Origin of the sequence: Shimia aestuarii (assembly GCF_022814865.1) — a bacterium.
Taxonomy (GTDB): Bacteria; Pseudomonadota; Alphaproteobacteria; order Rhodobacterales; family Rhodobacteraceae; genus Shimia; species Shimia aestuarii_A.
Genome location: NZ_JAKVRD010000019.1, coordinates 57,457 through 72,950 on the forward strand (window position 1 = coordinate 57,457; position 15,494 = coordinate 72,950).

The 15,494-nt window shown below is 58.8% G+C and carries 12 protein-coding genes and 4 pseudogenes; 6 read left to right on the forward strand and 10 right to left on the reverse strand.

Annotated elements, in window-relative coordinates; genetic code table 11:
• Window positions 1-44: 44 nt before the first annotated feature.
• Window positions 45-467: pseudogene (locus tag MK745_RS15880) on the reverse strand (IS66 family transposase); the annotation flags it as partial.
• On the opposite strand from MK745_RS15880, the gene MK745_RS15885 reads away from it, so the two are divergent.
• On the forward strand, window positions 424-657 hold the full coding sequence (locus tag MK745_RS15885; protein WP_317275323.1) for a hypothetical protein: 234 nt from the start codon (window positions 424-426) through the stop codon (window positions 655-657). The pseudogene MK745_RS15880 and the gene MK745_RS15885 sit on opposite strands and share 44 nt — an antisense overlap.
• 12 nt (window positions 658-669) lie before the next feature.
• On the opposite strand, the pseudogene MK745_RS15890 reads toward MK745_RS15885, so the two are convergent.
• The 9 genes and pseudogenes from MK745_RS15890 to MK745_RS15925 form a co-directional block, all read right to left on the reverse strand.
• Window positions 670-1,410 (reverse strand): annotated as a pseudogene (locus tag MK745_RS15890) (efflux RND transporter permease subunit); the annotation flags it as partial.
• A 113-nt stretch (window positions 1,411-1,523) separates the two neighbouring features.
• Window positions 1,524-2,872, reverse strand: a pseudogene (locus tag MK745_RS15895) (IS1182 family transposase); the annotation flags it as partial.
• A gap of 31 nt (window positions 2,873-2,903) precedes the next feature.
• The gene (locus MK745_RS15900) at window positions 2,904-3,137 is read right to left on the reverse strand and encodes a hypothetical protein (protein WP_243614217.1); all 234 of its coding nucleotides are present in this window, start codon (window positions 3,135-3,137) and stop codon (window positions 2,904-2,906) included.
• 216 nt (window positions 3,138-3,353) lie between these two features.
• A complete protein-coding gene (locus MK745_RS15905; RefSeq protein ID WP_243614218.1) occupies window positions 3,354-3,518 on the reverse strand; it encodes a hypothetical protein in 165 nt (54 codons plus the stop codon).
• Window positions 3,519-3,529: 11 nt separating this feature from the next.
• On the reverse strand, window positions 3,530-4,246 hold the full coding sequence (locus MK745_RS19790; RefSeq protein ID WP_317275324.1) for an efflux RND transporter permease subunit: 717 nt from the start codon (window positions 4,244-4,246) through the stop codon (window positions 3,530-3,532).
• Entirely contained in the window at window positions 4,216-5,280 is a 1,065-nt protein-coding gene (locus tag MK745_RS19795) for an efflux RND transporter permease subunit (RefSeq protein ID WP_279391827.1), read from the reverse strand. The genes MK745_RS19790 and MK745_RS19795 overlap by 31 nt, the downstream gene beginning before the upstream one ends.
• Window positions 5,281-5,307: 27 nt before the next feature.
• On the reverse strand, window positions 5,308-6,219 hold the full coding sequence (locus MK745_RS15915) for an efflux RND transporter periplasmic adaptor subunit (protein ID WP_279391830.1): 912 nt from the start codon (window positions 6,217-6,219) through the stop codon (window positions 5,308-5,310).
• Between the two features lie 70 nt (window positions 6,220-6,289).
• Complete coding sequence (locus MK745_RS15920; protein WP_243614220.1) at window positions 6,290-6,976, reverse strand: IS6 family transposase; 687 nt, start codon at window positions 6,974-6,976, stop codon at window positions 6,290-6,292.
• Between the two features lie 55 nt (window positions 6,977-7,031).
• Window positions 7,032-8,152 (reverse strand): annotated as a pseudogene (locus tag MK745_RS15925) (IS110 family transposase).
• Window positions 8,153-8,782: 630 nt separating this feature from the next.
• On the opposite strand from MK745_RS15925, the gene nadA reads away from it, so the two are divergent.
• The 5 genes from nadA to MK745_RS15950 all read left to right on the forward strand — a co-directional run bounded on the left by nadA (window position 8,783) and on the right by MK745_RS15950 (window position 15,087).
• Window positions 8,783-9,835, forward strand: coding sequence for a quinolinate synthase NadA (nadA, locus tag MK745_RS15930; protein ID WP_243614221.1), 1,053 nt, complete (start codon window positions 8,783-8,785; stop codon window positions 9,833-9,835).
• 4 nt (window positions 9,836-9,839) lie between these two features.
• The gene (locus MK745_RS15935) at window positions 9,840-11,411 is read left to right on the forward strand and encodes an L-aspartate oxidase (protein ID WP_243614222.1); all 1,572 of its coding nucleotides are present in this window, start codon (window positions 9,840-9,842) and stop codon (window positions 11,409-11,411) included.
• Window positions 11,408-12,256 carry a carboxylating nicotinate-nucleotide diphosphorylase gene (gene nadC / locus MK745_RS15940; protein ID WP_243614223.1) on the forward strand — a complete coding sequence of 283 codons (849 nt, stop codon included), beginning with the start codon at window positions 11,408-11,410 and terminating at the stop codon, window positions 12,254-12,256. The genes MK745_RS15935 and nadC overlap by 4 nt, the downstream gene beginning before the upstream one ends.
• A gap of 295 nt (window positions 12,257-12,551) precedes the next feature.
• Entirely contained in the window at window positions 12,552-14,165 is a 1,614-nt protein-coding gene (locus tag MK745_RS15945; protein ID WP_243614224.1) for a hypothetical protein, read from the forward strand.
• The gene (locus MK745_RS15950) at window positions 14,140-15,087 is read left to right on the forward strand and encodes an alpha/beta fold hydrolase (RefSeq protein ID WP_243614225.1); all 948 of its coding nucleotides are present in this window, start codon (window positions 14,140-14,142) and stop codon (window positions 15,085-15,087) included. Before MK745_RS15945 ends, MK745_RS15950 begins: the two co-directional genes overlap by 26 nt.
• The last annotated feature ends 407 nt before the right edge of the window (window positions 15,088-15,494 follow it).

A 15,494-nucleotide genomic window follows, 5' to 3' on the forward strand; every position in this document is an offset into this window, starting at 1 on the left:
TAATCACTTCCCCAAAAACGTAACCGCCCGGTTGTTACCGCGGATCAGTTCATCGGCGTCCAGTTCCATGAAAGCAGTTCGTTGAGCGGGTTGGTCATGTGATTGTGGATGCGGTCGAGGATTTCGGCCAGCCAGGCTTGCCGATCGTGGCCGTTCATCTTGGCTGTCTCGACAAGGGACATCGCCCGGGACAGCGTTTCGCCACCGCTGTCGGAGCCTGCAGAAAGTCAGTTTTTTCGCCCGATGCTGATCGGGCGCATGACGCGCTCGGCGGTGGTGTCGTCGATGCCGACGCGGCCATCTCCAAGGAAGAGCTCGAATGACGGCCAGCAGCTGAGACCATAGCGGAAGGCCTTCGCGAGATCGTCCTTGCCGGGAATGCGTAGCAGTTGGGCCTCGGTCCATGCCTTGAAGGCCTAGACCATGGAGCGGGAGTGCGCCTGGCGTGCTGCCAGCCGCAGTTTCGCTGTCTTTCTTGCCCACCCGAACTATGGCCTGCCGTGCGTTCTTTCAGGCCTGTGGGACGAAGCGCTCGTCTTTGGCGGCACCGAAGTGGCTCCGACATTCGGCGGTTTTCTCGAAGGCGCGCTTGAGGCGACGGAACATGCCTACACCGTCCTTAAGACGGGTCGAGGGCGCTCAGAGAAACGCTTATAACTGCATCTACGTTCAGGCTGTCGCTGGGGAACCTGAAGGAGCGTTTTCTTGTTTAGGCGGCTTGATCAAGAAGAACAGCGCATACAATACCGGCACCGCGACCAGTGTCAGGATCGAGGCGAACGCGAGGCCACCCATGATTGTGACAGCCATCGATGCGAAGAAGGCGTCTGATATGAGCGGAGTCATACCGAAAATCGTTGTGCCCGCAGCCAGCACGACGGGCCTCAAACGGCTGACCGAGCCATCGATTACCGCCTGATAGTCCTCGACACCTTCGGCGCGTTGCTGATCGATTTCTTCCACCAGCACAATGGCATTCTTCATCAGCATCCCGGAAAGGGACAAGAAGCCGAGAAGGGCCGTGAACGGTAGCCCAGTGAACAGCAGATCGAGAACCATCCCCGTGACCGACATCGGAACCACGAGCCACAGGATCAGTGGCTGGCGCACTTTGTTGAACATCAGGATCGAAATTGTCAGCATTACCAGAAAACCCAAGGGAAGCTGTTTGCCGAGACTTGCCTGCGCTTCTCCCGCGCTTTCGAACTCGCCACCCCATTCCATCGTGTAGCCTTCGGGAAGCCGAATGGCTTCGATATCAGAGCGGACACTGCGAAAGGCCTCATCTGCTGTCAGGTCGCCGCCTGCACCGCCGAGGACCGTTATCGTACGCTCACGGTCGCGGCGGTGGATAAGGGCCTCGACGAGGCGGGGCTCAAAGCCGGAGACGAGGTTGGCCATCGGCACATAGCCGATTCAGTTGAAAAAATATTGTTTGCGAGTGCAGAAATGGCACTTTCCAATCCGGCGCGAGCGCCTTTCTGATCAGGCTTTTCGCATTTGCTGCGGTGCAGGAAAAATTTTTTGGCCAGTTTGCGGAGGTTTTGGGCGGTGGCGGCGAGCAGAAATTCGTCATTTGCACCGCATGGACCACGTAGTCGGAGCCGACCGAGGCCGAGAATGCGTTTAAGGTAGGCGAAGAGCATTTCGACCTTCTTCCTGAGCTTCATCGCAATCGCGTATTCAACCGTTCTAGCCAGATCCCTGGCAACTTGACGGGCATCTTCGTGTTCTTCACGGGTGATCGATCTGGCATCGGCATTGGGACAGCACTTCGGCTTGGATGGGCAAACCTGACAGTTCAGCTTCATCGCACGATACTTCGCGGTAGCCTTGCCTGTCGGGCCCCGGTTCGGATCGGAATAATTCCGGCGGAACTGCTTGAGCGCGTGACCTTCGGGGCAGATGTATTGGTCGTTCTGCGCATCCCAATCGAAGTCGACCCGTGTCCAGGTGCCATCGTTGCGACCAGATTTGTCGATCACCGGGATGTAAGGATCGATCTTGCGATCCACGAGCCAGCCGAGCATCGGGCCTGAGCCATATGCGGTGTCGGCAATCATCCAGTCAGGGACCAGGCCGAACTTGTCCTTCACCCGTGTCAGCATGGTTTTTGTCGATCCAACCTCGACTTGCCGGATGGATCGGGTGGGTTCCACATCCAAGATGACACCGTGATCCGTGTCGATGAGGTAATTGTCGGAATAACTAAAGAAAGCGGGACCTTTGCGGGCTGCTGTCCACTGACTGGCGGGATCGGAATGCGAGGTAACTTGGGCTGCACCTCGCTGGCCGCACCGAAGGCGGCCTCATCCAGCGTGTCGAGATATTCGCGCACGGCGCGGGGCGCATCAGCCGGATCGATGTGCGTCGCATCCCAGTCTTCCTTCGGCGTGGAGTTCTGTTTGTTGGCATCGGCCTCGATCAGGCTGGCGTCCACTGCCATACGCTGGCCGCTAGCAAATCCTTCTTCGATGCAACGCGCGACAGTCGTCTCGAACAGGTGGCGTAGCAGTTCGCCGTCGCGAAACCGGCCATGCCGGTTCTTGGAAAAGGTGGAATGGTCGGGGACGCGGTCGCTCAGATCGAGACGGCAGAACCAGCGATACGCGAGGTTCAAATGCACCTCTTCGCAGAGCCGCCGCTCCGAACGGATCCCGAAACAATAGCCCACCAGAAGCATGCGGATCAGAAGCTCCGGGTCGACCGAAGGACGCCCGGTGTGGCTGTAGAAGTCTGCCAGATGCGTTCGAATACTGCTCAGATCGACGAACCGATCAATCGACCGTAGCAGGTGATCCTGGGGAACGTGATCTTCCAGAGAGAACTCATAAAACAGCGCCGCTTGCGCCTCCTGCCTTGGTCCCAACATCGTTCAATCCCTCCCGATGGGAAGAATTGAATCAGCAGTGCAGCTCTCGATCAAGGAAGAGTTTTTCAGAAAATAAGGCATTTGCACCCGGCGACCAGACGGAGAGATCGCGCAAACGATCCAGCCCGTCGCGCTCGACCTCGGGACGCCGCAGATACATCGGGATTTCGGCATCGCCTTCGCGCAGGGTGCCGACCCGCAGGCCCGAGGTGCCGTATTGCACGGTGTCGGCGATCGAAGCGCGAGTCGCACCGGCCAACCGCATGCGAGCCTCGTCGACGATGGGTTCGACGAGAATTTCGCGCTGCCGCCAGTCTGTGCGCGGGTTTGTGATCGTGCCGGCCTCGTCGAAGATCGCAAGCGCGTTATCCGATAGCTGCCGAAGGACAACTGAATCGGGTCCGGAAAACCGGATGGCGACATCGGCCCCGGCAGGCGGACCGAAGACGATCTCCTCGACGCGGATAAGAGCATTGGGGAATTACGCCGGCAGTTTGCGATTGAGACGCGCCGCAACATCGGGGATGAGTGTGGCATCGGTCGCACGCACGATCAGCTGACCGTAGCTCGCATCGGCCTGCTCAGGGTTGTAGGTCAGCATGAAGCGGCTGGCCCCTCGTCCGACAAGCGTCGTCACGTCCGTCACGATCTCCTCGCCTAAGATGATCGCCTCCAGCCGAGCGATTTCTTCATTCGTGACTCGAATGTCCGTGCCTTGCGGCATCTGGAATTCGACGTAGAATATCGGGGTGTTCGACGCCGGAAAAAAGCCTGCTTGACCTGACCAAAGGCCATGACCGACCAGACCGTGATTCCGACGATCGTCAGGACGACGAGCACGCGGGCGCGCAGCGCCAGCCTGAGGAAACCGCGGTAGGCCAAATAGACGAAGCCACGATAGGGGTCTTTGGAGGTGTCTTTTGGTGCCTTCAGAAGGAGCTTCCCAAGATAGGGTGTAACGGTTACGGCGAGAATCCAGCTCATCAGCAAAGAAATCGCGATAACCGCGAAGAGCGAAAACAGAAATTCGCCGGTGGCATCTGGCGACAGTCCAATTCCAGAGAACGCCATGATCCCGATCACGGTGGCCCCAAACAGAGGAAGCGATGTCGCGGTCTCGGTATCGGCGGCGGCGTCTTCGGCGGACTTGCCCCGCGCCATGCCAATCAGCATGCCTTCGGCGATCACGATGGCGTTGTCGACCAGCATACCCATAGCGATGATCAGTGCCCCGAGACTGATCCGTTCCATCTCGATGCCGAAGACAGACATGAAAAACAGCGTGGAAAACACCGTGAGGCCCAGCGTGGCACCCACAACCAAACCCGCGCGCCAACCCATGGTCAGCATCTGCGCCCCGATGACGATGGCCACGGATGACCGAGGCCGACGAGAAAGCTCGAGACCGCTTCGTCGACGACCTTATGCTGTTTATAGATCGGTACGATCTCGACGCCGTCCGGCAATTCGGTCTTCAGCTGGTCCAGCCGTGCCTCGACCGATCTGCCGACCTCGACAACGTTGCGGTCCACGAGCGCAGAGACCCCGAGGGTGAAGGCCCGCGTGCCATTGTGACGCACGATCTGGCTCGGCCGCACTGGCTCCTCGCGGACCACGCGAGCGATGTCGTAGAGCGCAATCTGCCCGACCTCTCCGGGGGCGCCGAGCCGCAGCGCCTCAATGCCCTGGACGCTGACATAACCCGGCGGAACGGACACGCCCAGCCGAGACAGCCGTTCGCTGATCTCGCCGTTGGAGAAAATCTGGTTTTCGTCGGCGATGATACCGAGGATCTGGTCCGGTGGCAGCCCCAGTTCGGTCAGGCGCGCCGAAGGGACCGAAATGATGATCTCTTCTTCAGCCAGCCCCTGAACCTCGAACTTGGCCACCCCGTCGACGATGACCAGGCCGCGCCGCAGTTTAGTCGCGAGGTCTCGCTGTTCAAAGGCGTTCAACCCATCGGCCGTCACAGCGTAGAACATGCCGTAGACGTCGCCGAAATCGTCATTGATGATCGGAGACTGCGCACCGGAGGGGAGCACTCTTTCGATGTCGCGGATGCGGCGGCGCATTTCGTCCCAGACCTGCGGGATCTCGTCGGGCCCATAGGTCATCTCGATCTCGACCGTGATCTGGGCCATGCCCGGCATGGATTTCGATTCCACCCGGTCGAGCTGCTTCATCTGTTGGAGTGCGCTTTCCACGACATCGGTGACTTCCTCTTCCACCTCCATCGCCGTCGCGCCCGGATAGGGCACGAAAACGAGCGCCGTCTTGAGCGTGAAACTCGGGTCTTCGAGGCGACCGACCGTGTTCAGCCCCCACAAACCGCCGAGAAGGCAAAAGATAATTGCCAGCCAAACGGCGACCGGACGTCTGATGCTTGCGCGGGAAATACTCAATGTCATGGTTTCGGTGTTCCGGTCCAGGATCGTTCAGAGGCCGCGAACCGCGACTGTTTCGTTTTCCTTCGGGCGCCACCACCCGCCGGACACAACCAGTTCGTCTCCGGAGAGCCCCTCAAGCACGACGATTTCGTCGTCGTTCGGCAGCCCCAGGCGGATGGTCTTACGGGACACCCGGCCGGTCCCCTCGTCATACAGCCAGATGGACGGCTCGCTCCGGCTCGTCGTGTCGATCACCGAGACCGGGACGACTACCAACCGCGATTGCGCACCCTCCGCGGCGGCGGCTACGCGCACATTCGCCGTCATTTCGGGCAGCAATCTCGGGTCGATGGCGCCCTCTACCACGAACTCGACGTCGTAGGTTTGGGCCGTGGTGTCCGCATCGGTCACGAATGTCCGCGGATAAAGGGTTGCCTCATATTTCGGCACCGCGGGGAAAGTGGCGGCTACCCTGAATGCATCGGGCTGGGCCCGTGCCATCGCGGTGAGTTCCTCGGGCAGCGAAATCCGCACCCGCATTTCACTGATGTCCTGCAACCTGCAATCGGAGCCGCAGGGGTGACGTTCGAAAACTCCTCCAGAAAGATGCGCGCGACAATGGCGTCGAAGGGCGCGGTGACCGTGGCTTTGAGCCAAGCGTCGCTCCGCTTCACGCAGGGCGACTTCTGCCTGTGCAAGCTGCGCGCGGTTCGTTTCAAGTCGAGCGTCGGTCGCCACCCCCCTCTCGGTCAGACTCAACGCACGATCGTATTCGGATTTTGCGAGGTCGAAAGAGGCCTGTGCCCGCTCCACGGCCAATTCGAAATCGACTGGGTCGAGCGCGGCAATTAGATCGCCTTTCTCAACCCGAGTCCCGGCATCTACCGTGAGGTCGGAAAGCAGACCCGAAACCTGAAAGGCGATATCCACGGTCCGGGCGGGCTCCACGCGGCCTGCCAGGCTGCGCGCCTTATCGGGTTCTGTCGCAAAGTATAATAGAGGTTAGAGATCAGCTATCCGCTGGGCACACCTATGCTGCGAGGGCGGCGAATTGCTCGAAGCCAGTTCCTTCGGAGACGGCAATTTGACCCTTGCGGATCATGTGCGCGGTTTCGATCCCAGCCAGCGTTGCGGCTGCTGAGTGGAACGCTTTGAAGCCAAGTGTCGGGCGGGTAATCCGCTTGATAAATCTGTGATCCTGCTCGACCATATTGTTCAGATATTTGCTCTGAGTGATCCGAATCAACCACCCGCTGCCTGTAAATTTCTGGATCACGTTCACGGCATGAAGCCCCGCCAGATTGGCGCTGCTCTTGTCGATAGCAAAGCGATCAGGCGTGCCATTCGCTGAAATCGCACGTTTAAAAAAACGGCGAGCGGCAGCCTTGTCCCGCTGCGCTGAGTGCATGAAATCAAGGGTTTGGCCATCCCGATCAACGGCGCGATAAAGATAAGCCCACTGACCTTTAACCTGGACATAGGTTTCATCCATCCGCCACGCGCTGGCTGTCTGGCGCTTTTGCTTTTGTGCCTTGGCCGCGAGAGCTGTCGAAAACTTCACCACCCACCTGTTCAGTGTCGCATGGTCGACGTCGACACCACGCTCTGCCATGATCTCCTCCAAATCTCGATGAGAAACCGCGTATCTGACATAGAAGTACACCGCGTAAAGGATCGCGCTCTTGGGGTAGCGCGCCCCTTTGAAACTCATCGCCATTCTACCTGCCCGCTTTTTTGTGCAATCGCATAACGACCATCACTCCGCAACGGAACTACAGACCTTGCGACAGAACCCTTCGACGCCCTTCCAAGAGACAAGCGGCGATTTGTGTCTGATTAATTTCTTTATGCCGCCGAATGATGATGCCGAAGACTTCTCGCGCGATATAGCGTTTCAGGCTGCGAATGGCTTCCATTTTCGAGTTTCCGGCCGCAATGCGCTTGGCAACATAGTCTTGGGTCCGAGGGTCCAGCCGTAAACGTCCTATCGCGATGATGTGGATCGCGCTGTTGGCGGCGCGATCACCGCCTCTGTTCAGCCTATGTCGAACCGTTTTCCCTGATGAAGCAGGAACGGGACTAACGCCGCACAGAGCCGCAAAGCTTGCCTCGGACTTCAATCGCTCGGGATTGTCTCCGGCTGTCAACAACAGCTGTGCCGCACTGTTCAGGCCAATCGCAGTTTGCTCCAGAAGCTCGGGGGCAAGATCTTTGACGATCGCTTCGATCATATCGTCCAGATCGGCAATCTCGTCATGCAGCTCAAGATAACGCCGCGCCAGGGATTTTAGGGCTATGCGATAGGCCTCTTCTACCTCCCGATACGCCGGAGATCGGGCCGCCAGGCCGCCAGCGTGCGGATCAGCTGCATTCTTGTCATCTGGCGCAGAGGCTCGTTCAATCTGTCAGGTGCCCAGACAATCGTGGTCTGGATCATCTGTAAAGCAATGCGGCGCGCCTGAACGGCTGTCTTTCGACAAACCTTTAAAACGCGAAGACTTTCGTCCATACCGTCGCGGCTCATTGGTGTGACCGTGTGCTGTCCGGAAGAAGCAGCATGGGCTGCACTTTCCGCATCGAAGTTGTCGTTCTTACCGCGACGGCGGCGGGCATGTTGGTCAGGGGATGTGACCACTTCCAGCACTTTGACGTCCGCAGTTTGTAGATAGCGCAACAACCCTGCACCATAACTGCACGAACATTCGATGCCGACGCGTTGCAGATCACAGAATGAACGAATCCACTCCAACATCATGCGATGTCCATGCCGTATGGTTGTGAAGTTCTCGGTGCCGAGCACACGGTCGTATTGGTCGACGACGGCAGCAACATGTAAATCTTTGTGGGTATCGACGCCTCCGACGACGTGAGATGTGTCTGGTTGTTTAGCCAATTGACGATTCTTTCCTGCGGCAAGTGAACGAGCGTCGCCTCGATGAATGCAGGGACAGGACAGTCATGAGACCGGATGGTCAGGCCCTTCTCGGGTCACGGCAGCATCTCTGAGACAAGCTCGCCGCAAGGCGTTCCCGGATGATCGAGAGGTCCATGGAAAAGACACGTGTCAGGTCGGTCGTTGTTTGGGTCAAACCAAGCCGGAAAGCCATGCGGCACCACCTCATCGAACGGTCGATCAGTGTTTGAGTCAAACCATCCGAGAACTAGTTCCTATCATATGACTATCCGTATTCATGATCTCGGGCGAGCCGAGTTTGGCCACAGCCTCCTTCAATGCTTCGACGCAGAAGTCGGCATGCATCATGTTCGATTCCGATGTCCTCTCAAAACGCGAGAATTCCTACTGAAGGCCCGCTTCGGCCTGAAGTTTTTTCCGCGCACTGACGCCCGAGTCCGGAACCATGTTCCGGCGGATTTCGATACATGTTGGCGAGTGACATCAAAATATTCCGTTCTCTCAAACTTGCCCTTACGTCACTCAGCCCGTAGAAACGTCTCAATCGACACGATCCAAGTGCGGTCGCACCCTTTGCAGCGGCCCCAATAGACTCGAGGATTTCTCCCCTTGCTCGACCAGATTGCGCTACGCGCCGAACTCGCCGATCACTACGATCTCTGTCCTTCCATCGAAATTGCTGAAGCAAATGCTGACATTTTCGCCCGGATGGATCGTGTTGTGACGCCACCCGACTGGGCTATCTATGCGCCCTACGTGGCGGCGATCAACAAGCTCAAGAAAGAACGCAATGCAGTAATCCTGGCGCACAACTACATGACGCCCGAGATCTATCACGGCATCGCCGACGTAGTCGGCGACAGTCTCCAGCTCGCCATCGAGGCGACCAAGGTCGAGGCGAACGTCATTGTTCAGTGTGGCGTACATTTCATGGCCGAGACCTCGAAAATCCTGAACCCATCCAAGACAGTGCTGATGCCCGATATGGCGGCAGGCTGCTCGCTGGCTGAGAGTATTGCCGCCGAAGGCATAGCTGAGATGCGCGCCAAGTATCCCGGCGCGCCGGTCGTTTCCTATGTGAACACCACAGCAGAGGTGAAGGCGGCGTCCGACATCTGCTGCACATCGTCCAACGCTGCGCAGATCGTACGCGGGCTGGATAGCGACACAGTCATTATGACACCGGACAAGTATTTGGCGCAGAACATCGCCAATCTGGTGCCGGAGAAAAACATCGTGTGGTGGGACGGTGCTTGCATAGTGCACGAACAATACAGCGCGCAGGACCTGCGGGACTTCCGTGAATGGAACCCCAGCACAAGAATCATCGCGCATCCCGAATGTCCACCCGACGTGGTGGCCGAAGCTGATTTTTCCGGCTCGACCAGCGCGATTATCGATTATGTCACGCGGCAGCGCCCGGATAAGGCGATGCTGGTGACAGAATGCTCGATGGCCTCCAACATTTCGGACGCGCTGCCGGAAGTGGATTTCGTCGGGCCGTGCAACATGTGCCCCTATATGAAGAAGATTACGCTGGAAAAGGTACTGTGGTCGCTCCACACGATGGAAGGCGCGGTCGAGGTCGACCCCCAGGTCGCCGACAAGGCTCGCGTCGCCGTTCAGCGCATGATTGACCTTTCTGCCAAGATGGCCGGCTAGGGCAATGACGACAATCGACACGGACCGCGTGATTATCGTGGGCGCAGGGCTGGCGGCGCAATATGCCGCGCTGAAACTGGCCCCGCGTCCGGTGCTGATGATCTCGCCCGAAGCACTAGGGACCGGTGCGTCCTCAGCCTGGGCCCAGGGTGGTGTGGCGGCAGCGATGGACCCGGCGGACAGCGCCAATGCCCATGCCCGCGATACCGTCACCGCCGGGGCGGGCACGGTAGATCTGGACGTGGCCATATCTGTCACCGCCGAGGCGCGCGAACATATCCTTGACCTGACCAGGCTAGGAACGCCCTTCGATCGTAATACTGACGGATCTTATGTGCTGTCGCGTGAGGCGGCGCACAGCTTTGCCCGCGTCGCCCGGGTGCAAGGCGATCAGGCCGGGGCAGAGATCATGCGCGCCCTGACGGCGCAGGTGCGCGAGGCAGATCATATTCAGGTGCTCGAAGGCGTGATGGCCACGGGACTTGAGGTTTCGGGCGGCCATGTCACCGGCGTGGCCGTTGCCCGCTGCGATCAGGGGCAAAGTGCCAGCATCACCCTGTGCGGCACCGCAGTTCTTCTGGCCGGGGGCGGATCGGGCGGGCTTTATGCGCTGACGACCAACCCGCCGCGCATCCGGGGTCAGGTGATCGGCATGGCCGCCCGCGCCGGCGCGCAGATCGCCGACGCAGAATTCGTGCAATTCCACCCGACGGCCATGGCCTGCGGCATCGACCCCGCCCCCCTGGCGACCGAGGCGCTGCGCGGCGAAGGGGCCGTGCTGGTCAACCGTCAGGGCGACCGCTTCATGCTGGACGCGCACCCGGATGCCGAACTGGCCCCGCGCGACATCGTGGCCCGCGCTGTCTATGCCCAGACGCAGGCAGGGCTGGCCCCGGCACTGGACACCCGCGCGGCATTGGGTGCAAGGATCCTGAGTGATTTCCCCGCCGTCGCTGCCGCCTGCCAGCAGACGGGGCTGGACCCGTTGACACAGGTGATCCCTGTGGCCGCCGCCGCGCATTACCTCATGGGCGGCGTGGCGACGGATGCCGACGGCGCCAGCACGCTGCGCGGCCTCTGGGCCTGTGGCGAGGTCGCCTCAACCGGATTGCATGGCGCAAACCGTCTCGCTTCGAACGGGCTACTCGAAGCGTTGGTCTATGGCCGACGCTGCGCGCTGGCAATAGACGCCGCCCTGCCCGCTCCCAAGGATGCCGCGACGGTCACTTTGCCCGATCTTCCCCCGGCGGAGACACCCAATCCTGCGCTTGTCACCCGGCTGCGGCAGGTCATGACCGATGGCGCAGGGGTGATCCGCACGGCAGAGGGGCTGACCCGCACTCTGGCCGAAATCTCCCGGATCGAAGCCGCGCAACCCGGTTGCGAGACGCTGAAGAACATGACCGCCACCGCTACCTTGATCGCCGCCGCCGCACTGATGCGCCGCGAAAGCCGCGGCGCGCATTTCCGGTCGGACTTTCCCGAAGCGGACGGCGCAACCGGCATACGGTCGCTGATGACCCTGAACGACGCGCTGGCGATCCGCGCGACCACGACCCGAAAGGAACTGGCATGAGCCATACACCACTGCCCGACCTGATCCTTGAACCGCTCGTCCGCGCCGCGCTGATGGAGGATCTGGGCACCTATGGCGACATCACCACCCGCACGGTCATTCCCGCCGGCACCACCTACTCTGCGCGGCTGAATGCGCGCGAGCTGGGCGTCGTGTCGGGCCTTCAGATCGCCGCGATGGCATTCCGACTGGTGGATCCGGCACTGAAGATCACCGCACATAAGGCCGACGGCGACGTGATCGCGCCGGGCGACCTGCTGATGGAGATCACGGGCGACGCGGCCTCGATCCTGTCGGGCGAACGGGTCGCGCTGAACTTTGCTGGGCGCATGTCCGGGATCGCCACGCTGACCGCCGCCTTCGTGGCCGAGACACGCGACACCGACACCCGCGTGACCTGCACCCGCAAGACCACGCCGGGGCTGCGGATCGTCGAAAAACAGGCCGTGCTGCACGGCGGCGGATTCAACCACCGCTTCAGTCTGTCCGACGCCATCCTGATCAAGGACAACCACATCGCCGCCGCCGGAGGTATCCGGCCGGTGCTACAATCGGTCAAGGCGCAGGCTTCGCACATGATCCGCTGCGAGATAGAGGTTGATCGCCTTGACCAACTCTCCGAGGTTCTGGACGAAGGTGGGGCGGATGTCGTGCTGCTGGACAACATGGACACGCATACTCTCGTGAAAGCTGTGGAAATGTCCGCAGGGCGCATGGTGTTGGAGGCTTCGGGCAACATGAAGCTGGACCGCATAGCCGAAGTCGCTGCAACAGGTGTCGACTATATCTCCTCGGGTGCGCTGACCCATTCGGCGCAGGTCCTAGATCTCGCACTAGACTTCTGAACCGGCAATCCACTGCGCACAGATATGACCTATTCACACCTAAATATGCAGAAACATTGTGCTGCGTCTAAAGAATGATGCCGATCGGGTGTCCCCTGGCAAGCCTGTCTCCGAAGGAATGACATGATCCAATCCGCCTCACAACTCAGCCTCTCCTCGTCGGCGACAACGTCGGTATGGCGCAGCACGGTCTCCCCTCAACCCTCGACGTGGCAATGAAGACTTCGATGCTACAGCAGATCAGATCAGAATCCAGTCCATCCTCATCACTCCCTCGATCATCAGGTTTCGTTCTATGATCAAGAATGGAAAGTATTTTCACCCATTGCCAGAGCGCAATATGGGCCTCAAAGAGCTGTTCAGGCATTTCTGCGACACGGGAACCGGGCGCCCTGCGAATGCTAGCGGTTCGGCCGAAAGCGCCTGGACACCAGACCTCCTACTTGAAGCAATATCAACGTCTTCTGCTGATGCGGAAAGCCCAGAGCTCAGGACTGTACAACACTGGTTTCACGACAATGATCGCAGCATCAGCACAGCAAATATTCATCTTCTCTCACGAATATTCGGATGTGACGACCCAGTCCTAACAGTAGATGTGCGTCGTGCGCTGCTAGCAGCGCAACACCGGCTCAAAACGAAACGACGCGCGAGCTGCCGAACCACTGCAACAACCAAGGAAAGGCAGGAAAGCGCGCCGCAGTGCAACTTCCTTATGCCCAGGCTGATGGATTCGCTGTTTGCTCGCCAGCATCCCCTGACGCTCCCTGTCGTTGTTTGGACAGGGTGTGCGGCTCTTGCCATCGTAACCTTCATTTTTGGCGTAGATAGCGTGACCTACGAAGCGCGCGAAGGATTGAACAAGCAAGTTGGTTTCTTGTGGGCGCCAAGTTGGACCATTTTGCCAATCGTGATCTTGCCTCTGTTCTTATACATTGTCACCGGTGTGGTGAATGCTTGGCATCAAAGGCACCAGCCAAGGCTTTCCCAAGTCGCAAACGACGATCATCCCGACCAGCAATGGCCGCGCAAACTTCTAGCATTCAAGCACACATTCTGGAGCATCTTCGTTCTGAGCTACGGCCTTCTGTTCTTATTGCAGTGGACAGGGATCCATCTTCGCGCCCTCCTGAGCGGTGAGGCTTCAGGTTACATGATTGATTGGAACATTATCTCGCTCATGCGCCCCGATGTCGTGTCGAATTCTGCAGAGATCTTTGTTTCGCTACTCGCCTATGCCTTCTTTTCCACCTTGATGTGGCTCTTATTCGGGGGTCTCGTGTTCCTCATCGTTGTGACCAGCGCGTTCCACGACATCTGTTCATCCAAAGAACTTTCTGCCAGTGCGGCAGGACGAGATGCGGCGAACGCCTCGGCTGTTGAGTTGATCAAATCGGTCTATCGTTGCGTCGTGCTGTCGATCTTATTTGCAACCCTTATCAAGCTTCAATCGACCTACCTGATGTCGAGTGGCGAAACGATTTACCACTGGCTCGCTAACGATACCGCCTTTTTCCTCGGGCTCAGTGAGCAGGCGCCCTACCGCCTGAACACGCGTGGCATTCCACAGTTCACAACGGCCTTGCTATTGCTCGTGAGTTGCGCAGTATTTTTCGTCTGCTCGCGCCATGTCGCCCTTTCGCTTCAAGGGACTGCCTCACCGGCAGTGGCGAGACCTTGGTATAGAAAACTGCGCCAAATCCATCTTCCCGACGGCCCGAACATCCCTTGGGGCGCCATGATCGCTGTGATAGTGCTCATGTCTTTGGCACTGCTCTCGATCGGGCTCGTCAACGGCTTTTCCTGTCTTGTCGGTCTCAGTACCTTCGTGGCGGCGATGAGCCTTTATGATCCCGCCTTTGAGCCCATGAGACCAAAGTTGCATGAACGAAGCACCCTATCACCATGAGCCGGACAGGGCCGCGGCCAGTTGCGCGGCATACTGGCTTCACACCCAAGATGATGTTCGCCTACGCGTGGCGGCCTGGAAGGCACCGGCAGCTGAGCAGGGTACTATCCTCGTGTTTCCAGGGCGAACAGAGTATGCGGAAAAGTATCATCACACGGTCACGAGACTGATATCCGCGGGGTTTTCCTGTCTGGTCATTGACTGGAGAGGACAGGGCCTTTCGGACAGGCTCACGAAAGACAGCATGGTTAGCCATGTGAACCGGTTCTCTGATTACCAAATGGATGTCGCGGCGATGATCGCGGCGGCGAAGCGGCTGGATCTACCAAGACCCTGGTATCTATTGGCGCACTCGATGGGTGGCACCATTGGGCTCCGCGCCCTAGAGAAGGGTCTGCCTGTCAAGGCTTGCGCTTTCACTGCCCCCATGTGGGGTATTGAAATGTCCCCCCTCGAACGCATCGCCGCCTGGCCGCTGATGGGTGCCGCACGGGCGCTTGGACTTTCACAAGTATATGCGCCCGGCAACGCTCCACAGAAGGGCCAGTGCTATGTGCACAGCGTCCGTTTCGAGGACAACAGACTCACCCAAGACCGCGATCGGTTTCAGGCGCTGGTCCGCGAGGCGTATTCACTCCCCAACCATCAAACTGGCGCCCCGAGCGCGGGGTGGGTTTTTGAGGCTATGAATGAATGTCGCCGTTTGTCACGAATGCCCTCACCAGATTGCCCAGCCTATACGATCAGCGGAACCGAAGACGTCGTTGTCGACAACATGGCAATCAAAACCCGCATGGCAGATTGGCTCAAAGGGCAGCTACGAATCCTTGAGGGAGCCAAGCACGACCTGCTTTCCGAGCGTGATGACCTGTGCGGGGATATCTTAGGCGAGTTCATGACGTTCTTCTCGCAAAACCGATAGATTTCTCAAAACTTCTTTTTTAGCGAAAACAAGAAGTTGCGCACTTCCAGTTCGTACTGGTTCGTATCAGTTCGTTCCAGTTCGTGCATTCTCAAACCTGCCCACGCACTGATCGCGCATCATTTCGTGAGCGGCTCAGACTGAACGCCTGCTTGCTTCCCAATCCACCCAATCACTCCGTCGGGGTGATGCCCGCTGCGCCGTGCAGCGGACCTATCCGTGCACTCAACAGAAGGAACGAGGGAAATGCACATTTCGAATACGGCCAAAAGTATGACGCTATGATCCGCCCCACTTGAGTGGTCCAATTTGATTGTTAGTGCATGATCGGCCTTTGGTCCATCTGGATGATGGTTTCGGGGGCCGGTGGGCGATAGCCCAGAGCACTGTGGGGTCGTTTCGTATTG

Bases quoted from the DNA above. Each gene is read 5' to 3' on its own strand.
- MK745_RS15885 (WP_317275323.1), top strand. From the start codon at position 424: ATGGAGCGGGAGTGCGCCTGGCGTGCTGCCAGCCGCAGTTTCGCTGTC.
- MK745_RS15900 (WP_243614217.1), bottom strand. From the start codon at position 3,137: ATGCGGTTGGCCGGTGCGACTCGCGCTTCGATCGCCGACACCGTGCAA.
- MK745_RS19795 (WP_279391827.1), bottom strand. From the start codon at position 5,280: ATGACATTGAGTATTTCCCGCGCAAGCATCAGACGTCCGGTCGCCGTT.
- MK745_RS15920 (WP_243614220.1), bottom strand. From the start codon at position 6,976: ATGGCGATGAGTTTCAAAGGGGCGCGCTACCCCAAGAGCGCGATCCTT.
- MK745_RS15935 (WP_243614222.1), top strand. From the start codon at position 9,840: ATGACGACAATCGACACGGACCGCGTGATTATCGTGGGCGCAGGGCTG.
- nadC (WP_243614223.1), top strand. From the start codon at position 11,408: ATGAGCCATACACCACTGCCCGACCTGATCCTTGAACCGCTCGTCCGC.
- MK745_RS15945 (WP_243614224.1), top strand. From the start codon at position 12,552: ATGATCAAGAATGGAAAGTATTTTCACCCATTGCCAGAGCGCAATATG.
- MK745_RS15950 (WP_243614225.1), top strand. From the start codon at position 14,140: ATGAACGAAGCACCCTATCACCATGAGCCGGACAGGGCCGCGGCCAGT.